General features: G+C 73.0%; 18 protein-coding genes. 10 read left to right on the top strand and 8 right to left on the bottom strand.

Going from position 1 to position 19,396, the window contains the following annotated elements:
- Positions 1–63 precede the first annotated feature (63 nt).
- From IH26_RS53330 to IH26_RS0109095, 5 genes are all read left to right on the top strand, one after another.
- Positions 64–1,314, top strand: a complete 1,251-nt coding sequence (locus IH26_RS53330) for an AMP-dependent synthetase/ligase (protein ID WP_051807816.1) — start codon at positions 64–66, stop codon at positions 1,312–1,314.
- Complete coding sequence (locus IH26_RS62040; RefSeq protein WP_051807815.1) at positions 1,233–1,598, top strand: hypothetical protein; 366 nt, start codon at positions 1,233–1,235, stop codon at positions 1,596–1,598. The genes IH26_RS53330 and IH26_RS62040 overlap by 82 nt, the downstream gene beginning before the upstream one ends.
- Positions 1,585–2,718, top strand: coding sequence for an acyl-CoA dehydrogenase family protein (locus tag IH26_RS0109105; protein WP_030435690.1), 1,134 nt, complete (start codon positions 1,585–1,587; stop codon positions 2,716–2,718). The genes IH26_RS62040 and IH26_RS0109105 overlap by 14 nt, the downstream gene beginning before the upstream one ends.
- Complete coding sequence (locus IH26_RS0109100; protein WP_030435689.1) at positions 2,715–3,815, top strand: acyl-CoA dehydrogenase family protein; 1,101 nt, start codon at positions 2,715–2,717, stop codon at positions 3,813–3,815. Before IH26_RS0109105 ends, IH26_RS0109100 begins: the two co-directional genes overlap by 4 nt.
- Before the next feature lie 114 nt (positions 3,816–3,929).
- Positions 3,930–4,331, top strand: a complete 402-nt coding sequence (locus IH26_RS0109095; protein ID WP_030435688.1) for a hypothetical protein — start codon at positions 3,930–3,932, stop codon at positions 4,329–4,331.
- A 64-nt stretch (positions 4,332–4,395) separates the two neighbouring features.
- Here IH26_RS0109095 and IH26_RS59635 read toward each other — a convergent pair whose 3' ends face one another.
- The 5 genes from IH26_RS59635 to IH26_RS0109070 form a co-directional block, all read right to left on the bottom strand.
- Entirely contained in the window at positions 4,396–4,512 is a 117-nt protein-coding gene (locus IH26_RS59635) for a SapB/AmfS family lanthipeptide (RefSeq protein WP_157437123.1), read from the bottom strand.
- A gap of 1 nt (position 4,513) precedes the next feature.
- Entirely contained in the window at positions 4,514–7,132 is a 2,619-nt protein-coding gene (lanKC, locus tag IH26_RS0109085) for a class III lanthionine synthetase LanKC (RefSeq protein WP_051807812.1), read from the bottom strand.
- A 66-nt stretch (positions 7,133–7,198) separates the two neighbouring features.
- Positions 7,199–7,870 (bottom strand): hypothetical protein, encoded by a 672-nt coding sequence (locus IH26_RS55675; RefSeq protein ID WP_051807810.1) that lies wholly within the window; start codon positions 7,868–7,870, stop codon positions 7,199–7,201.
- 135 nt (positions 7,871–8,005) lie between these two features.
- Positions 8,006–8,737: a class I SAM-dependent DNA methyltransferase gene (locus IH26_RS0109075; RefSeq protein WP_030435685.1), complete on the bottom strand. Its 732-nt coding sequence runs from the start codon at positions 8,735–8,737 to the stop codon at positions 8,006–8,008.
- Positions 8,738–8,828: 91 nt separating this feature from the next.
- Positions 8,829–9,422 carry an RICIN domain-containing protein gene (locus IH26_RS0109070; RefSeq protein ID WP_030435684.1) on the bottom strand — a complete coding sequence of 198 codons (594 nt, stop codon included), beginning with the start codon at positions 9,420–9,422 and terminating at the stop codon, positions 8,829–8,831.
- A gap of 137 nt (positions 9,423–9,559) precedes the next feature.
- On the opposite strand from IH26_RS0109070, the gene pdxR reads away from it, so the two are divergent.
- Positions 9,560–10,969 carry a MocR-like pyridoxine biosynthesis transcription factor PdxR gene (gene pdxR, locus IH26_RS0109065; RefSeq protein ID WP_030435683.1) on the top strand — a complete coding sequence of 470 codons (1,410 nt, stop codon included), beginning with the start codon at positions 9,560–9,562 and terminating at the stop codon, positions 10,967–10,969.
- A gap of 35 nt (positions 10,970–11,004) precedes the next feature.
- Here pdxR and IH26_RS0109060 read toward each other — a convergent pair whose 3' ends face one another.
- The gene (locus IH26_RS0109060; protein ID WP_030435682.1) at positions 11,005–12,183 is read right to left on the bottom strand and encodes an acyl-CoA dehydrogenase family protein; all 1,179 of its coding nucleotides are present in this window, start codon (positions 12,181–12,183) and stop codon (positions 11,005–11,007) included.
- A gap of 61 nt (positions 12,184–12,244) precedes the next feature.
- On the opposite strand from IH26_RS0109060, the gene IH26_RS0109055 reads away from it, so the two are divergent.
- Positions 12,245–12,505, top strand: a complete 261-nt coding sequence (locus IH26_RS0109055; protein WP_030435681.1) for a hypothetical protein — start codon at positions 12,245–12,247, stop codon at positions 12,503–12,505.
- Between the two features lie 11 nt (positions 12,506–12,516).
- On the opposite strand, the gene IH26_RS0109050 is transcribed toward IH26_RS0109055, so the two are convergent.
- Both IH26_RS0109050 and IH26_RS0109045 read right to left on the bottom strand, forming a co-directional pair.
- Positions 12,517–13,176: a GNAT family N-acetyltransferase gene (locus tag IH26_RS0109050; protein ID WP_030435680.1), complete on the bottom strand. Its 660-nt coding sequence runs from the start codon at positions 13,174–13,176 to the stop codon at positions 12,517–12,519.
- Positions 13,177–13,209: 33 nt separating this feature from the next.
- Positions 13,210–16,260, bottom strand: a complete 3,051-nt coding sequence (locus IH26_RS0109045; RefSeq protein WP_030435679.1) for a putative bifunctional diguanylate cyclase/phosphodiesterase — start codon at positions 16,258–16,260, stop codon at positions 13,210–13,212.
- Between the two features lie 161 nt (positions 16,261–16,421).
- Here IH26_RS0109045 and IH26_RS0109040 point away from each other — a divergent pair, with 161 nt between their 5' ends.
- The 3 genes from IH26_RS0109040 (at position 16,422) to IH26_RS0109030 (ending at position 19,276) form a co-directional block, all read left to right on the top strand.
- Entirely contained in the window at positions 16,422–17,117 is a 696-nt protein-coding gene (locus IH26_RS0109040) for a DUF1775 domain-containing protein (RefSeq protein ID WP_030435678.1), read from the top strand.
- A gap of 68 nt (positions 17,118–17,185) precedes the next feature.
- Positions 17,186–18,037 (top strand): alkaline phosphatase family protein, encoded by an 852-nt coding sequence (locus tag IH26_RS0109035; protein ID WP_030435677.1) that lies wholly within the window; start codon positions 17,186–17,188, stop codon positions 18,035–18,037.
- A 6-nt stretch (positions 18,038–18,043) separates the two neighbouring features.
- Positions 18,044–19,276: an MFS transporter gene (locus IH26_RS0109030; RefSeq protein ID WP_030435676.1), complete on the top strand. Its 1,233-nt coding sequence runs from the start codon at positions 18,044–18,046 to the stop codon at positions 19,274–19,276.
- The last annotated feature ends 120 nt before the right edge of the window (positions 19,277–19,396 follow it).

Genomic DNA, 19,396 nt, shown 5'->3' with positions numbered 1-19,396 from the left:
GTTCCCGCACTGCCGGCGGCGGGCCCCCGTGCCGGAGGCTCAGGGCGTGGAGGTGACCCGCGCATGATCTCGCGTACGATCGCCGACCTGCCCTTCGACGCCGCCCGGCGGTTCGGTGACCGCCCCGCCCTGCGCTACCGCCAGGACGGCTCCTGGCGCGACCAGTCCTTCGCCGAGCTCGCCGCGGACGTCACGGCGATCGCGCGCGGGCTGGTGGCCTCCGGCCTGGCGACCGGCGACCGGGTCGGCATCCTCGGGCCGACCTGTCCGGAGTGGACCCGCCTGGCCCTGGGCGTGATCGCGGCCGGCGGCGTGGTGGTGCCGATCTACCCGACCAGCTCGGACGCCGAGCGCGAGTGGATCGTCGGCAACTCCGGCGCCAAGATGGTCCTGTACCCGCCCGACCTGCCACCAATGGGGACGGCTGACGCCGACGCGGAGCTCGCGCGCCGCCGGGCCGCGATCGACCCGGCCGGCCCGTGCCTGATCATCTACACCTCGGGCACCACCGGGCCGCCCAAGGGCTGCGTGCTCACGCACGACAACTGGCTGGCCGTGTCCCGGTTCACCGAGGAGCTGGAGTACCTCACCGCGCAGGGCCTGGTCTACCTCTTCCTCCCGCTCGCGCACGTCTTCGCCCAGCTGGTCCAGTTCGGCTGCCTCTCGGCCGGGGCGACGCTCGCCTACTTCGGCGGCGACCTGAGCCAGGTGGTCCCCGAGCTGGCCGAGGTGCGCCCGACGTTCCTCCCGTCGGTGCCGCGCATCTTCGAGAAGCTGCACACCACGCTCGCCGGCCGGGCCGACGCCGCGACGGTACGGGCCGTGCTGGGCGGCCGGCTCCGGATGGCGCTCTCCGGCGCGGCGCCGATCGCGCCCGAGGTGCTGGAGTTCTTCCGCGACGCCGGGGTGCCGGTCCTGGAGGGCTTCGGGATGACCGAGAGCACCGGCTGCGGGACGGTCAGCACCCCGCAACGGCACCGCCTGGGCACCGTCGGCGTGGCCGTGCCCGGCGGTTCGGTCCGGATCGCCGAGGACGGCGAGGTGCTGATGGCCGGGCCGCACGTCTTCGCCGGCTACTGGCGGGACCCGGCGGCCACCCGCGAGGTCCTGGTGGACGGCTGGCTGCACACCGGCGACCTGGGCACCCTCGACGAGGACGGTTCGTCACGATCACCGGCCGCAAGAAGGACATCATCATCACCTCGTCCGGCAAGAACATCGCCCCGGCCGGCTTGGAGAACCGGCTGCGGCAGTCCCGCTGGATCTCGCAGGCCCTGCTCCTGGGCGACCGCCGCCCCTACCCGGTCGCGCTGATCACGCTGGACCCCGACGAGATCCTGCCCTGGGCGCGGGAGCGAGGACTGGCCGGTGACCTGGCCGTGCTGGCCGGGCACCCGCGGGTGCGCGAGCTCGTGCAGTCGATCGTCGACGAGGCCAACGAGCAGGTCTCCCGGCCCGCCCGGATCAAACGGTTCGCCGTGCTCGACCGCGACTTCAGCCTCGAGGCCGGCGAGCTGACCCCCACGCTCAAGATCAAACGCGCTGTTGCGTACGCGAATCACGAAGCGGTGATCGAGGAGTTGTATGCGAGCCGATGAGCTGGCCGCGCGGACCCGCGAGTTCCTGTCGGCGTACGACCCGGCGACCGACTTCCTGCGCGCCCGGTTCGACGCCGGCCTCGCCTGGGTGCACTATCCGCGCGGGCTGGGCGGGCTCGACCTGCCCCGTGCCCTGCAGCCGGTCGTCGACGAGGTGCTCGCGGCGGCCGGCGCGCCGGACAACGACCCGCTGCGCATCACCGTCGGGCTGGGCATGGCGGCGCCGACCATCCTGCGGCACGGCACGGACGAGCAACGCCGCCGCTGGCTGCGCCCGCTGTGGACCGGCGAGGAGCTGTGGTGCCAGCTGTTCAGCGAGCCCGGCGCCGGCTCCGACCTCGCCTCGCTGACCACCCGCGCGGTCCGCCACGGCGACGACTGGCTGGTCAGCGGGCAGAAGGTCTGGACGTCGACGGCGCACGAGGCGCGCTGGGCGATCCTCCTCGCCCGCACCGACCCGGCCGCGCCCAAGCACGACGGGCTCACCTTCTTCGCCTGCGACATGACCGCGCCGGGCGTCGACGTGCGGCCGCTGCGCCAGCTCACCGGCGAGGCCGAGTTCAACGAGGTCTTCCTCGACGAGGTACGGATCCCCGACGCGGACCGCATCGGCGGGATCGGCCAGGGCTGGCAGGTCGCCCGTACCACGCTCATGAACGAGCGGGTGGCGATCGGCGGCGCCCCCGTGCCGCGCGAGCACGGCATGATCGGCATCGTCGCGCGGGCCTGGCGGGAACGGCCTTCGGTGCGTACGGCGGGCGCGCGCGACGAGCTCATGCGGCTGTGGGTCGCGGCCGAGGCGGCCCGGCTCTCCGCCCGGCGGCTGGGCGAGCAGCTCGCGGCCGGGCAGCCCGGCGCCGAGGGCTCCGCGGTCAAGTACGCGTTCGCGCTGCTCAACCAGGAGATCTCCGGCTTCGGGCTGGAGCTGCTGGGGGAGGAGGGCCTGCGCTACGACGACTGGACGATGCGCCGTCCCCCGGCCGTCGACTGGGCGCTGCGCACGCCCGGCTACCGGTACCTGCGCGCCCGGGCGAACTCCATCGAGGGCGGCACGTCGGAGATCCTCTGCAACATCATCGCCGAGCGGGTGCTCGGCCTGCCTCGCGAGGTGACCGGGTGACCGCCCTGCTCTACACCGAGACCGAGGAAGACCTCCGGGCGACCGTACGCAAGGTGCTCACCGGCCGCAGCCCGTGGCAGGCGGTGCTGGCCCGGATCGACGGCGGCGAGCCGTACGACGCCGGTCTGTGGCACACGCTGGCCGCCGAGATCGGCTGCGCCGGGCTGCCCGTGCCGGCCGGCCGCGGCGGCGCCGGCGCCGGTTGGCGCGAGGCGGCGGTGGTCGCCGAGGAGCTGGGCCGGTCCGTCGCGCCGGTCCCGTATCTCGGCTGCGCCCAGGCCGTTGCGGCGCTGCTCGCCTGCGACGACACCGAACTACTGCGCCGGCTGAGCGACGGCGACCTGGTCGCCACGCTCGCCGTCCCGCTGTCCACACCACTCGGTGCCGCGCCTCCGGCCGGTGCGCTCTCCCCTACGGTGCGGGCCGACGGCGACACGCTCACCGGCACCGTGACGAGCGTGCTCGACGCCCTGCCCGCCGACGTCCTGATCGTCCCGGCCGGCGGCAGCCTGTGGCAGGTCGCCGCCGCGGACGCCCGGATCACCGCGGTCACCTCGCTCGACCAGACCCGGCCGCTCGCCGACATCTCGTTCGACGCCGCGCCGGCCGTCCGCCTCGCCACCGGAGCACCGGCCGGCCGGGCGTGGACGGCCGCGCGCACCGCCGGCGCCGTGCTGCTGGCCGCCGAGCAACTCGGCATCGCCGACCGGTGCCTGGAGACGACCGTCGCCTACGTCAAGCAGCGGCACCAGTTCGGCCGCCCGATCGGCTCGTTCCAGGCGGTCAAGCACCGCCTCGCCCAGCTGTGGGTGCAGATCACCCAGGCCCGCGCGGTGGCCCGCCACGCCGCCGGCTGCCTCACCACCGGCGACCCGGACACGCCCGTCGCCGCCCACCTGGCCCAGGCCCACTGCGCCGACGTGGCGGTCCGCGCCGCCCAGGACTGCGTACAGCTGCACGGCGGCATCGGCTTCACCTGGGAGCACCCGGCCCACCTCTACCTGAAACGCGCCAAGAGCGACGCGATCGCCTTCGGCACCCCGGCCCGCCACCGCGACGCCCTCGCGGCCCTCCTCCACCTCCCCGGACCCGGCTGACCGTCGTACGCCGCAGGTTTACCCCGGATGTCCACCACCGGCGGGACGACTGTCCGGGCCGCTGACGCCATCCTTGCCTCACCCGCACGCGACGCGGGAAACGAGGGGGAGACCATGAACTTTCGAGGGCGCATCGCCCTGACCGCAGCGGCCACCGTCCTGGCCGCCGCCGGCCTGACTTCACCGCCCGCCGCGGCGTCGGCGGCCGTGCGCCCGGCCGCGGCGGCATCGAGCGTGACCTGCGACGGCTGGCACTACGTGCGGATCAACTGGTTCGGCAACAACAGCGCCGGCGCCAAGTACGACCGCTGCTGGCGCAAGGTCAACGGGAAGTGGCAGGGCAGCGTGGCCGTCTACCTCTGGAACAACCGGAAGAACAGGCTGGCCTACTTCAATGTCAAGATCGGCGGTTGGCGGCACACCTTCACCTGGACCGACACCGCGCACCACAGCCCCAAACTGATCACCGGCTGGCACACCGGATCCACGATCACCGTGGACCTGGGCCAGTTCTGACGGAGCGCCGGCGGCAGCCGGTCGATCCCCCCCGCGGCGGGGGATCGACCGGCTCCTCCCGGGGTCAGCAGAAGACGCTGAACGTCGAAGTGCAGTCGACCGGGACGACGCTGGAGCAGGTCTGCAACTTCACCTCGTCCTCGGCGTCCACCTCCATCGCCTGCAAGTCGAGCAGTGCCATGTCAATCACCTCCTCCCGGGGGGTACGGCGTACCGGGCCCGTCCCGGTACCTGTGAAAGGGCAGGCCGGCGGCGGGCAGGCCGGCGGCGCGGGCCAGGGCGACGAGCACGCCGGCGGTGCCCGTGCCGAGGTCCATCGAGAGCCGGTAGAGCTGGTCGCCGGGGAAGGCGACCCGGCCGTGGAAGTCCATCCGGTGCAGGCCGAGCGCGCGGACCTGCCGGGCGATCACCGCGGGCACCGCCTCCGGCCGGTGCGGTCGCGGTCCGCAGTGGAACAGGAGGATCCCGGCCCGGCCGGTGAAGATGCCGGACTGCCCGTAGAAGCCGGCGCCGGCGGCGAGGGTGATCGCGGCCAGCGCGTCGAGATGCCGTTCCGCGCGCCGGTGCCGGAGGAACTCCTGCAGGACCGCCCCGATGCCGGCGCTGCCGGTGCCCAGGTACGGCATGAGCCGCCAGCCCTCGTCGACCTGCAACGAGCCGTTGGCGTGCCGGACGCAGCGGCGCAGGTCCTGGTCGAGCGCGGTGGCCGCGAGGTCGAGGTAGCCGCCGTCCCCGGTCGCCTCGAACATGCGGATGAACAGCAGCGCCGGCCCGGCGGAGCCGTGCAGGAGGCCGGCGTGCGGATGCTTCCCGCCGCTCGTGGTGGCGACGGCGTCGACCGGTCCCAGCCGCGCCGCGACGGTGGCCGCCACCTCCGCCGCCGCGTCCCGTAGCCCGGCGTCCCCGGTGACGGTCGCGAAGTGCCGCAGGTTCAGGCCGATGCCGGCGAGGCCGCCGGACAGGCCCGGGCCGAGCCGCCGCCAGGGCGCCCGCTGGCAGCGGTCGAGCAGGTCCAGTGCCTCGGTCCGGTGGCCGAGGTGTTCCAGCGCGTACGCCACGCCGTGCAGGCCGTCGTAGAAGCCGATCCGGCCGCCGGGGCCGGGCCGCCGGAGGTGGTCGAGCAGCCAGCGCTCGTGGCCGGGGAAGCGGCCGGCCCCGGCGACCGAGAGCGCGTACAGCACGCCCGCCGCGCCGGACGCCAGGTTGAGCCCGCCGCCCTCGTCGAACTGCGCGATGTCGCCCGGGAACAGCCGGTCGTCCCGCTCCGGCGTCGCGCTGGCGAGGATGGCCGCCACCATCGACGACCGGGTGGCCGCCCACGGGTCGGCGGCCGGCGCCGCCGGGTCCGGCCGGCCCCAGAACGTCCCGGTGTCGAAGGTCCGGCGGGGCGGCGGCGCACCGCCGGAGACGGTCGCGACCGCCTCGTCGAAGTAGCCGGCGGGCGTCGGGAACAGCCGCGGGATCTCCGCGGCGAGCCGGTGTACCTTGCCCGGGTCCAGCGCGAACAGCGTGGTCATCGGCAGGAACATGGCGAACCGCAGGCAGGCCAGCGAATAGCGGTCCACCTCGACGCCGCGCCGGTCGGCGGGCGCGAGGAAGGCGGGGTTGCCCAGGGCCGGGCGGTGGTCCTCGCCGCGGAAGGCCGCCACCTCGAAATCGATCATCGGAAGGCGGCCGTCCGCACCGATCAGGATGTTGTGCATGTGCAGGTCGCCGAAGACGACCCCGCGCTCCCACAGCGCCGCCAGGTTGCGCTCGACCCGGTCGATCACGGCGACCGCCCAGTCCACGTAGTCCCGCAGCGCGGCCTCGCCGGCGGCCGGGCCGTAGAGCGGGATCCGCTGGGAACGCTCCTTGTTCAGCGTCTGCGCGCCCATCCACTCCTGAACCAGGAAATGGTGCTCGCCGACCAGGAAATGGTCGAGCACCCGCGGCACGAAGTCGAGGCCGTCCAGGTGGGTCAGGATGGTCCGCTCGCGCCGCAGCCGGCTGACCGCGTCGGCGCCCGCCATGTCGAGCCCCGCGTGCGGCCGGGCCTCCTTCAACACGACCTGAGTGCCGTCCTGTACGTGCGTGCCGAGGTAGACGCCGCCGCCGTTGGAGAAGTGCAGCGCCCGGTCGATCCGGTACGGCAGGTCCGCCACGGTGACCGCGTTGCGGGCGGCCAGGTGCGGAGCCAGGCAGGCCGGCAGGGTGACCCAGGGCGGCGTCCGGAACGCCGGCTCGCGCCGGTCGGGGACCAGCCGCCCGCCGGCGTCCTCGATGGCCGGCTCGGGCTCGCCGCGGTCGAAGGTCGCGTACCGCTTGGCGAAGCCGCCGTAGCGCACGTGCAGCGGGCCGTCGCCCCATCGCAGGTCGCTGAGGATGTACGCGCCCGGCTGGCCGTCCAGCAGCGGCCCGAGCTCGGCGAGGATCCGCGCGAACCGCCGCTCGTCGGCCGGGTAGACGGTCGCCAGCTTGGCGCTGGAGCCGCGGCTGGCGTACTTCGAGTTGTTCGCGAGCTGCGCCCGCGGCCCGGTCAGGTGCTTGAAGGCGATCCGCCGCGGCACGCAGTAGTCCCACAGCACGCCGAGGACCTCGTCCGCGTTGTCCATGGTGGCCGAGGCGTGGATCTTCCAACCCTGCGCCGGCAGGGTCACCCCGTCCGGGGCGTAGCTGAGCCAGCCGTCGGCCACGCGGCTCCGCCAGCCCGGCGGCAGCGCGCGCCTCGCGACGGCGAAGCCCTCGCCGGCCGACGGCTCGGCCGGGGCGTCGTAGAAACAGCGGTCCGTGCGGCAGTACTCGAAGTACCGCTTGTCCATTCCCGGCCTCCGCTCGCGAGGCGCGCCCGTTGGCGGCCCCACCAGGAATACGAGCGGAGTTACACCTCAGTCGGGATAGGAGAACCAACCCGACGACGGGCGGGGCGTGGGCGGCGGCTCGGGCGGCTCGTAGCCGGGCCGTTCCGGCCAGAGCCGGACGCTGCGGGCGCCGGCCGCCCGGATCAGGGCGCCGTCGACCTCGGTGCGTGACTCCGGCATGCCGAAGCCGGGCCAGGACAGCACGAACGTGACCGGGCCGTCCGGCGGGAGCGGGGTCACCCAATAGGTCTGGTCCACGGTCAGGTCGTCACCGCCGCCGCCCGCCTGGAAGAGGCCCAGCCGCTCGTCGTCGTCCATGTCGTCGCCCGGGAACCGCATGTCCTCCAGGGTCGAGGCGCGCTCGCCGTTCGCATACTCGACGCCGAGCAGCAGGCGATCCTCGAGCGGGACCTCGGCGCCGTGCCGGCCGTGCGCGCTGACCAGCGTGAACAGGCCACCGTGCGCGGTCTTGGCAAGCGGCCGGCGGATCCGGATCGCCAGCGTCAGGCGGAACCCGGCCGAGAACGCCTCGACCTGGGTGATGCCGACCGCCGCCTCCTCGGTGCGGCCGAGCACCGCGGCGAAGCCGACGCCGGCCGGTATCTCGTTCTCGGGCGCCTGGGTGCGCCGGCGCCACCGCTCGATCTGCTCGCGGGTCGGCCGTTCGCGATCGGAGCCCCCTCGGTGACTGGTCCACATGGCCTCATTGTCACCCGCCCGGCCGCCGCCAGGGGCCCCGGAACGGTGCCACGCGGGACAGCCCGGCGGCCGCGCGCGGAGGGTGACCGGCGACGGCGCCCGTGCGCCGATTCGGGGACCTGGCCCACGCGTACGTCAGATCGGTTTTCGCCAGACGGAGATGTGGCTTTCGCTGTCGGCGGTGAACGGGGAGCCGTCCCAGTCGGCCAGGCGCTGCTCGAGGGTGAGGCCGGCGAGGCGGGCCATCAGGTCGCACTCGGCGGGCCAGAGGTAGCGGAAGTTGCTGTAGCCGTAGGTGACGCGGCCGTCGGGGAAGCGCCGGTAGTGGTGGGACGTGCCACGCTGGGTGACCAGGTCGTAGGTGTCGAAGCCGGCCTGCTCGTCGCCGATCGTGAACGGGACGGCGGCCTGGCCGGGCGGCATGCGGCGGATGCCCGGAACCCACAGCTCGATCACGAAGCGGCCGCCGGGGGAGAGGTGACCGGCCGCGTTCGCGAAGCAGGCGATCTGCTCCTCCTGGGTGCACAGGTTCCCGATGCTGTTCCACACCAGATAGACCAGGGTGTACGAACCGGGGACGGCGGTGGTCGCCATGTCGCCGACGGTCACCGGGATGCCGGGGGCCTTCGCGCGGAGGCGGGCGGCCATGTGCGGCGAATACTCGATGCCGGACACCGCAATCCCGCGCCCGGCCAGCGGGACGGCGACGCGCCCGGTGCCGGCGGCGAACTCCAGCGCGGGCCCGTCGCCGGCGAGGCGGGCCAGGAAGTCGACGGTCGGCGTCAGCACCTCGGGCCGGAATTTGTCGGCCGAGGGGTCGTCGAAGCTCTCGGCGGTCTCCTCGTCCCACAGGTCGCTGCTCGTCACGGGGAGAGCCTGCCCGCACGGCCGCCGCCCCGCCACCGAATTAGCGCGTCGGCAGCGTAGGTGGGGCGGACGGCGTGCACGGCGGCGGCGGTCAGTAGAACAGCTGGTTGCCCGCGTACGAGCAGGTCCAGATCTGCAGGGCGGTGCCGTCGGCGGTCCCCTTGTCCTTCACGTCGAGGCAGTAGGCGTCGCTGTAGGTGCGGAAGTAGTAGACCGTCTTGGTGCCGTCCGGCGTACCGGCGGTGCCGTCGCTCCGGATTCCCCACATCTGGCTCCAGACCGTGGAGTCGGACAGCGACTTGCACGTCCACAGCCACACCGGGTCGCCGGCGTACTGGTTGTCGTCCTGCACGTCCAGGCACAGTCCGGTCTGGAGGTTGCGCACCTGGTACGAGTACGAGCCGTCGTTGTTCGTGTGGCGGCCGAGGCACCACAGCTGGTTCTGCGTCGGCCCGTTGGAGTGCCACATGTGGACGTAGCCGGGTGCGACGGTCTGGTAGGGGGATGCCTGGTCGAGCACCACCGTCCGGCGCTGGTCGGTGCTGGCGGAGAGACCCGCGTAGAAGTAGGGACCGCGGTTCCAGTACGAGCCGTAGCTGCTACAGCTGGAGGCCGCCTGCGCCGCCGTGGCCGGGACCACGGCGAGCCCGGTGAGCGCGAGGACGACGGCCAGCAACCTGACCATGCGGCTGCGGATGACACGGGACATTCTTCCCCCGATCAGAGATGGTCTTCCCTCGCAGATCACCGTAGAAGTCCCGAGGACCATCGCCCAGGGCCAATTCGCGGCCGGTTTGACCGGTCCACTTAGGATCTTTGTACGTGGACGTAGCCGTGCGCCTCGACCGGAGCCGAGGGCTGGCGGATCAGATCTACCGGCAGCTCCGCGATGCCGTGCTCGACGGGCGGTTGCGCCGGGACGAGGTGCTGCCGTCCAGCCGGGAACTGTCCGAGCTCCTCAGGGTCTCGCGCAACACGGTGACGGCCGCCTATGAGCGGTTGATCGCCGAGGGCTATCTGACCGGGCGACCCGGCGCCGGGACCTTTGTCAGCGCCCTGCCGCTGGCGGCGCCGGCAGTGCCGCAGCCGCCGTCCGGCGTGCTCACACCGCGCGGCGTGTGGCCGGCCATGCCGGTGCCGTCCGGGTTCGGTGACGCGCCGGAGTTCGACTTCCGGGTCGGGGCGCCCGACGCACGGATGTTCCCGCACGCGCTCTGGCGCCGGCTGCTGGCCGGCCAGTTCCGGCCCTCGGCGCTGGGCACCGGAATGCCGATCGAGCCGGCCGGGCACTTCCCGCTGCGTACGGTCATCGCTCGCCACCTGCGTACGGCCCGGACCATCGAGACGCATCCGCAGGATGTGCTGGTCACCTGCGGCGTGCAGCAGGCGCTCGACCTGATCGGGCGGGTCCTGCTGGAGCCCGGCGACACGGCGGCGGTCGAGGAACCGGGCTATGCCCCGCCGAGACTCGTCTGGGAGTCGCAAGGCATCCGGGTGACCGGTGTACCGGTCGACGAGCAGGGCCTGATCGTCGACGCGCTGCCCGCGCACGCGCGGCTGGTCTACGTGACGCCCTCCCACCAGTACCCGACCGGCGTGGTGCTGTCCCCGCGACGCCGCATGGAGTTGCTCGCGTGGGCGCGACGAAACGACGCCGCGATCGTCGAGGACGACTACGACAGCGAGTTCAGATACACCGAACAACAGCTGGAGCCACTGCACAGCCTCGACCCCGGCGGCCGGGTGCTCTACGTCGGATCGTTCTCCAAGGTGCTGCTGCCGACGCTCCGTCTCGGTTTTCTCCTTCATCCACCGTCGCTGCGGCACGCGCTGCACGCCGCCAAGTTCGTCACCGACTGGCACACCAGCCTGCCCATCCAGGCGGCGATGGCCGAATTCGTGGACCAGGGCATGTTCGCGCGGCACCTACGGCGGGCCCGCCGGGTGTACCGGAAGCGGCACGACCGCATCAGCGCGGCGCTGTCCGGCCCGCTGTCGGCGCATCTCGAGGCCGTGCCGTCCGCGGCCGGCCTGCACCTGAGCGCAATGGCGCGCAAGGGCAACGCCACCGACGCGCTCGCCCGGGCCCGGGCGGCCGGGGTCGGTGTGGCGAGCTTCCCGCAGATCGCCACGGCGCCGGCCGATTCGCCGGGCGTCGTTCTCGGCTACGGCATGATCGACCTGAGCCGCATCGACGAGGGGCTGTCCAGACTTCGTAGCTGCCTGGCCTGACGCCCGCGTCCTGCTCCATGCCGTCGGCGTGGCGCCTACAGCTGTCCATGGTTGGGTGGCAGCACGCCGCCCAGCTCGTACGCCGCCAGGTGGTGGTATTTCCAGTCGACCGGGTCGTGCACGCTGTGCGTCCGGGCGTTGCGCCAGAACCGGTCCAGGTCGTACTTGCTGGCCGTCGAGCTCGTCCCGCACAGCGCGAACAGCTCGGACCCCGCCTCGACCGCCACCTCGCCGGCGAATGCCTTCGCCGCCGCGACCGCCAGCGAGCCCCGGGCGGCCTCCGCGGCCGACGACGGCACCAGCCCGATCTCGTCGAGCTCCGCGGCCGCCGAGGCGAGCAGCGCCGACGACGCCCGCACCCGGGTGGCGAGCCGCCCGTACCGGTACAGCACGTGCGGATCCTCGATCGCCGTCGTCGCCCCGGCGCGTACGGCCTCGGTGGACGGCCGGGCCTTCGCGGTCAGATAGTCCCGGGCCGCGGCGAGCGCACCCGCCGCGATCCCCGCCTCGATCGCCGCGTGGAAGAGCTGGGCGCGGGCCCCGAACTGCTGCGGCACCTCGTAGACCGACGTGTAGTCGAACCACAGCGACACCGGCACCGCCTCGAACGTGGCCGTGCCGCTGATCGTCGCCCGCTGCCCGAGCACGTCCCAGTCGGTGTCGATCGCGACCCCGGGCGCGTCCCGCGGCACGAATGCCAGGGCCAGCCGCCCGTCCGCGGTGACCGCGCTGACCCCGATCCACGCGCTGGTCAACGCCCCGGTCGTGTAGTACTTGACGCCGTCCAGCCGGCCGTCGGCGAGCCGGGTCCTCAGGTCCTGCGCGTGCTTGCCACCCCGCTCGGCGAGGGCGTTGCCGATCCGCCGGCCCGCGAGCACGTCCGCGTACAGCGTCTTGCGTAGCGCCGGCGTCCCGTGCACGGCCAGCAGGTCGATCATCAGGAAGTGCGCCTGCGGCACCTGCGCGATCGCCGGGTCGGCCGCCGCCACGATCCGCGCCACCTCGGCCAGCGTCCGCGCCCCGAGCCCGGGACCACCGTCGGCGGCCGGGATGCTCAGCGCCAGCAGCCCCGACCCGTCAAGAAGATCAAGAGCCTCTTGCGGTACGACGTCCGCACCGTCCCGGTCCCGGGCGGCCGCCCCGGGTGCCAGCCGCGCGGCCAGCTCGGTCGCGGCGTGGACGGCTTCCGCCTGGCTCCGGGGCGTCGTCGGCATCTCCCGATCGTAGGGTCCGGGACACCGCCACCCGGACCGCCGGAGGTGTACAGATGAAGACATGCAGCCCGAGAAGATCAGCCAGAGTCAGTACGCGGCCGAGCTCAACCGCCTCCACGAGCGCCGCGAGGAGCTCGAGGAGCACGAGACGACGCTGACCAGCCACGACCACGGCGGCGGCCTGCCCGCCGACGAGCAGAACCGGCTCGCCAAGGTGCGCGGCGAGCTGGCCGAGGTGCTCCAGCGGATCGGCGACCTGCAGGACCGCTTCGCGGACGCGGGAGGCGCCGCCCCGAACCCGGACGGCGCTCTCGGCGAGTAGTACCGGGGGGCTCAGCGGGCGCGGCGGACGGAGGCGAAGACCACCTCGTGGCTGGGCTGGAAGCCGAGCCGCTCGTACAGCCGGATCGCCCTCGCGTTGTCGGCCGACGCGTGCAGGAACGGCAGCTCGCCCCGCTCCAGGATGCCGGCCGCCACCGCGAGGGTGAGCCGCGCCCCGAGGCCGCGGCCCTGGAAGTCGGGGTCGGTGGCGACCGCGCTGATCTCCGTCCAGCCGGGCAGGCGGAACCGCTCGCCGGCCATCGCGACGAGCCGGCCGTTTTGCCGGATGCCCAGGTAGCGGCCGAGTGCGATGGTCCGCTTCTTGAACGGCCCGGGCTTGGCCCGCTCCACCAGGTCGAGGATCTCCGGCACGTCGGTCTCGGTGAGCTCGATCGCCTCCGGGTCCTGCACGCCGGTCATGCTCTGGCCGATCATCTGCACCCCGGGCACCGAGACCGCGACCTCCCACCCCGGGCCGGGGCGCACGGTCGGGCCGGTGAGCAGCGCGAGGTCGGTCAGCGTGGCGAGGTCGCGCCAGCCGGCCGGGTCGGCCGGGTCGGCGACCGCCGCGAACGGGGAGATGTCGGACGTATAGCAGGCGGCGTCACCGGACGCCTCGGCGAAGCAGGCCTGCGGCCCGGAGAGGGCGGCCCACGCGGGGTTCTCTAGCACAGGTCCCACCTTGCCGCGCCCGGGCTTCCACCACTAGTGAATATCTGTCAGAACCCCTCGGACGAGCTTCGTGATCTCGCCGGGCCAGACCGGCTTCGAGAACAGATAACCCTGGCCGTACGGGCAGCCCATGGCGGCCAGGGCGGCCCGCTGGCCGGCGTCCTCGATGCCCTCGGCGACCACCGCGAGCGAGAGGTTGCGGGCCAGGGTGGCGATCGTGTCGACCATGGTGTGCTGCTGGTGGCTGCGCAGGATGTCGTCGATGAACGACTTGTCCAGCTTGAGCACGTCGACCGGCATCTCCCGCAGGTAGCTCAGCGACGAGTAGCCGGTGCCGAAGTCGTCGATCGCGATGCGGACGCCCATCGCCCGCAGCGCCCGCAGGTCCGCCCACACCTGGTCGGCGTCGCGCAGCACCAGGCTCTCGGTGATCTCCAGCAGCAGCCACTCGGGCCGCGCGCCGGCCTCGGCGATCGCCGCGCGCACCTGGCCGACGAAGCCGGGCGTACGGAACTGCCGGGCCGACACGTTGACGCTCACGTACCGCAGCGACGTGTCCGGGTCGTCCGCCTGCCACGCGGCGAACTGGCCGAGCGCCTCGCGCAGCACCGACAGGCCGATCGCCACGATCGCGCCGCTCTCCTCGGCCACCTCGATGAAGTGGTACGGGCCGAGCAGTCCGCGGGTCGGATGCTCCCAGCGGACCAGCGACTCGACCCCGGCGATCAGGCCGGTGTGCAGGTCGACGATGGGCTGGTACATCGGGCGGAACTGGTCGCCCTCGATCGCCTCGTGCAGCGCGGCCCGCACCGCCAGCCGCTCGACCATCGCGGAGTGCAGCTCCGGCTGGTACCGCTGCCAGGTGCCCTTGTCGCCGCCCTTGGCCTGGTAGAGGGCCAGGTCGGCGTGGCGCAGCAGCTCGGTGGCGGAGTCCGCGTCGGTGCTGGCGGCGACGCCCACGCTGGCCGCGCCGCTGACGATGTGCGAGCCGCCGAGGCCGTCGCTGACCTCGACGGCGACCGCCAGGGCCGCCACGATCGCGGCGGCCACCTCCTCGGCGTCGCCGGCCGGGTGGCCGTCCTCGATCAGGATGGCGAACTCGTCGCCGCCCATCCGGGCCGCGGTGCTGCCGCCGCCGACGATCGCGGCGATCCGCTGCCCGGCGGTCACCAGCAGCTCGTCGCCGACCGCGTGCCCGAGGGTGTCGTTGACCTCCTTGAAGTCATCAAGATCAACGAACAGCACCGACAGCGTACGGCGGTCCCGCGCGCAATCGGCGTAGGCCTGCTCGAGCCGGGTGCGGAACAGCACCCGGTTGGCCAGCCCGGTCAGCCCGTCGTGGAACGCCAGGTGGGACAGCTCGCCCTCGAGGCGCCGCCGCTCGGTCACGTCGGCGATGGTCAGCACCAGCCCGCGGACGGTTGGGTCGTCCCGCAGGTCGCGGGCGTCCACCTCGATCTGCAGCAGCTGGCCGTCGGCGCTCAGCACGGTCAGGTCGGGCGTGTTGCCGGCGCGGCGGCCGAGGCGTGCGGCGGACAGGATCTCCCGCATCGCGCCGTAGTGGCTGACCGGCACCATCGCGGCCAGCGTCGAGCCGGCCAGGTCGTGGTAGCCGAGCACGGTCGCCGCCGACGGGCTGGCGTAGCGGATCTCGTCGTCGTCGCCGAGGATCAGGATCACGTCCGAGGCGTTCTGGATCAGCGTACGGAACCAGGCCTCGCTCTCCCGCCGGCTGACCTCGCCGGTCAGCGCGATCCGGTGGACCACCGACTCCACCTGGGCGAACAGCGCGTTGAGGGTCTCGATGAGGTCGGTCAGCACGCCGGCCGGCGCGGCCAGCACGCCGGTCGCCTGCAGCGGCGGGTCGCCGGGCAGCGGCATGGCGGCGAGCACGAAGGTGTCGAACCCGTACGTGGGCACGCCCGGCGGCAGCTCGGCCGCGGTGATCAGCCGGATGTCGACGCGCCGCGGGTCGGCCGACTCGTCGTGGATCATCGTCAGGCGGTACGGCTTGTCCCGGGGCAGCAGGCCCTCGATCGCCTCCCGGGTCGCGGCCATCACCTCCTCGACCGTGGTCAGCGCGTACAGCGCGTCCCCGGCCTTGCGCAGCGCCCGCTCCCGGGAGCGGGCCAGCCGCTGGGCCTGCGCGAGCCCGTTGACCCGGGCCAGCACCAGCAGGAACATCAGGGCGGCGGCACCGGCGATGACGGGCGCGTCGACGATCCCGCCGCGGGCCGTCTCCACCTCGGTGCCGTGGATCCACTCGAGGTAGAGCACGGCCGGCGCGATCAGGGCGGCCGAGGCCATCCAGATGATCCGGTACGCGCCGTGCGTCTCGCCGTGCCCGGCCGGCTCGGTGAGCTCGCGCATCGAGGGCATCAGCGCGGCCCAGCCCATCGCCGCGTAGAAGACGATCCAGCCGAGGTCGACCGGCCCGCCGAGGCTCCAGTCGCTGCTGAGCTGGGACTGCCCGTACAGAATGTCGGAAATGAGCAGGCCGACCATGGCCAGGCCGATCGCGGTGAGTGCCCGCGGCCGGCGGCCCGGCGTGGTGACCATGCGCAGCGTCATCGCCAGCACCAGCACGTCGCCGAGCGGGTAGCCGACCGAGACCAGCTTCTCCAGCAGCGACAGGTCCTGCGAGCGGGCGAACGGCGCGATCCAGTAGATCCAGGAGAGCAGGCCGAGCCCGACCGTGGGGACCAGCGCGTCGAGCAGCGCGGCCCGGTTGCTGACCCCGCCCGAGCGGGACCGCACGAGCAGCAGCAGGGCGCCGGTCAGCAACGGGTAGACCAGCAGGTAGAGCACGTCGGCGGGGCCGGGGAAGGCGGGCGTGCGGCCGGTCGCGATGATCAGGTTGTACAGGTTGTCGCCGCTGTTGAAGAACACCAGCGCCGCGGCGATCAGGTACCAGGGCAGCCGGCGGGCGGGCCGGTTCAGGCGGACGCCGAGCACGATCATCGCGGCGCTGGAGTACCCGAGCAGCGCCCACGTGTACAGGTGGCTGCCGGGGAAGGCGTAGTAGACGGCGGTGAGCACGGCGATCCACGCGCCGAAGCACGCGCGAGCGGCTCGCGTCGTCATGCGCCCTCCGATCATCGGATCCACGGCGCGGGTGCCGTCGGAGGCTTTCATCGGGCGGCGGGGCGGGGGCTTGAGACCTTTCCCGGGCGGCGCCGGAGATTCGCCGGAACTTTTCGCTCCCGGTGGGCGACTGTGACCTCGTGACGTGGAGATCTGAATGGATGACCAAGCGGGTGGCGACGGTGGCGGCGGTCGCCGGGGTCGCGGTGCTGGGCCTGGCCGGGCCGGCGCTCGCGCACGTGGAGGTGTCCGCCGACAAGACCACCGCCGGGGCGTCGGACGTGACGCTGACCTTCGACGGGGAGGCCGAGAACACCAAGGCCGGCATCAAGTCGGAGCGGGTCGTGCTGCCGGCCGGCCTCCCGCCGGCGGGCGTGACGCTGGTCAAGGCGCCGGCGGGCTGGACGTTCACCAGCGCCGCGGACGGTTTCACGGTCGGCGGGGCCCCGCTCAAGATCGGGCAGGACGCGGTCTGGAAGGTCAGGATCGCCAAGCTGCCGGACGGCCAGACACGGCTCAGTTTCAAGACCCTGGAGACGTACGGGGACGGCAGCATCGTGCGCTGGATCGAGATCCAGCAGCCCGGTCAGCCGGAACCGGACAACCCGGCGCCGCTGGTCACCCTCAAGCCCGGCCCGGCGGCGGCACCCGCCCTTGGCGCGACCAGCTCAACAAATGCGATAAATCCGACAAGTCCGGCAGCGACCGCGGCGGTGTCGCCGGTTGCCGAGCTGCCCGGCGACGACGGCGGCAGCAGCAGCGGTACCTGGTGGATCTGGGTGATCGTGGCGGTCGTGCTGATCGGCGGCGGCCTCGTCATCGTGCTCCGCCGGCGGAACGCGCCACGCGACTCCTGATCGACGGTTATCTATTCTTAACCTGCCGTCCACGCTCCGGGCGCCGGCCCTGGCCGATGATTCCCTCTATGACCGTACGGCGTGTATCGGTCGCTCTGGCGACCCTCGCACTCGTCGGGGCCGGGCTCACCGCCGCGGCCCCGACCTCCGCCCGGGCCGCCACGAGCGTGCCCCGTTTCGACCACATCGTCCTGGTGATGTTCGAGAACAAGGCGTCCTCGCAGATCACCGCCTCCAGCGCCCCCTACTTCCAGTCCCTCGCCGCGCAGGGCGCGAGCTTCTCGCAGTCCTACGCGATCACCCACCCCAGCCAGCCCAACTACATCGCCCTGTTCTCCGGCTCGACCCAGGGCGTGACCAGCGACTCCTGCCCGAAGAACTTCACCGCCGACAACCTCGGCAACCAGCTGATCACCGCCGGCCTGACCTTCACGGGCTACTCCGAGTCGATGCCGTCGGCCGGCTACACCGGCTGCTCCAGCGGCAACTACATGCGCAAGCACAACAGCTGGGTCGACTTCGGCAGCGTGCCGGCGGCCAGCAACCTGACGTACGCGAGCTTCCCGTCCAGCGGCAACTACGCCTCGCTGCCGACGGTCTCCTTCGTCACCCCGAACATGTGCGACGACATGCACGACTGCAGCATCGCCACCGGCAACAGCTGGCTGCAGGCGAACCTGGACGCCTACGCCCAGTGGGCCAAGACGCACAACAGCCTGCTCATCGTCAACTTCGACGAGGACAACTCGCTGTCGCTGAACCACATCTACACGACCTTCGTGGGCGCCGGCGTCCAGGTCGGCACCTACTCCGAGAAGATCACCCACTACACGGTGCTGCGGACCATCGAATCCGCGTACGGCCTGCCGGGGCTCGGCAACGCCGCGAGCGTCTCGCCGATCACCGACGTGTGGAGCTGACCGGCGATGTACCTCGCCTCGGTGGAGCGGCCCGTCGCCCCGAAAGCGACAAAAGCCGCGACGATCGCCGCCAACGTGCTGGCGCTCGGCACGGTCAGCCTGGTCACCGACGTGTCCAGCGAGATGGTCACCGCGATCCTCCCGCTGTACCTGGTGGCCGGGCTGGGCCTCGGCCCGGCCGTCTACGGCCTGGTCGACGGGCTCTACACCGGGGCTACCGCGCTGCTGCGCCTGGTCGGCGGCTACGTCGCCGACCGGGTTCGGCGGCGCAAGCTCGTCGCCGGCCTCGGCTACGGGATCTCCGCCGTGGCCAAGGCCGGCCTCCTGCTCGCCGGCGGCTCGCTCACCGGCATCGGCGCCGCGATCGTCGCCGACCGCGCCGGCAAGGGCCTGCGCACCGCCCCACGCGACGCGCTGATCACCCTCTCCACCCCGGCCGACGGCCTCGGCCGCGCGTTCGGCGTGCACCGGGCGATGGACAGCGCGGGCGCGTTCGCCGGCCCGCTGGTCGCGATCGGGGTGCTGGCCGCCTCCGCCCAGGCCTTCGACGCGGTCTTCGTGACCAGCGGCTGCATCGCCACGATCGGCGTGCTGGTGCTGATCCTCTTCGTCCGCGACCGCCCGGCGTCGTGCAGAACCGACAAACCGGTTGACGTACGCCGGGCCGCCGCCCTGCTCCGCCGCGGCCCGATCCGGATGCTGCTGGCCGGCGCGGTGCTGCTCGGCCTGTCCACGATCGGCGACGGTTTCGTCTACCTGCTGCTGCAGCGCCGCGAGGAGCTCGCGACGGGTTGGTTCCCGCTGCTCGCGGTCGGCACCAGCCTCGCCTACCTGGTGTTCGCCGTGCCACTGGGCGCGCTCGCCGACCGGCTCGGCCGCACCCGGGTCTTCCTGGCCGGCTACGCCGCCCTGCTGGCCGTCTACCTGATCCTGGCCACGTCGTGGTCCGGCCCGGGCGCGCTGGTCACGGCGCTCCTGCTGTACGGAGTCTTCTACGCGGCCACCGACGGCGTGCTGATGGCGGTCGCCGGCCCGCTGCTGCCGCCCGAACTGCGCACCACCGGCCTGGCCCTGATCCAGACCGGCCAGGCCCTGGCCTACCTGCTCTCGTCGGTGCTCTTCGGCCTGGCCTGGCAGTGGTGGGGCGCCCCCGGCGCGATCCGCGCGGCGGCCGCGACGGCGGCACTGACCCTGGCCGGCTCGGCCACGATGCTGCTACGCACCCGGCCGGCGTCGTGAGCGTGTGCCTGCCGCGACGGGCCGGCGTCGTGAGCGTGTGCCTGCCGCGACGGGCCGGCGTCGTGAGCGTGTGCCCGCCGCGACCGGGCGGCGTCGTGTGGCCGCGCCCGTCCGGTCCAG

The organism is Actinoplanes subtropicus (assembly GCF_000721705.1).
GTDB classification, from domain to species: Bacteria; Actinomycetota; Actinomycetes; order Mycobacteriales; family Micromonosporaceae; genus Actinoplanes; species Actinoplanes subtropicus.
Note: the sequence above shows the minus strand (reverse complement) of the source record. Positions and strands in the feature narration are given on the sequence as shown.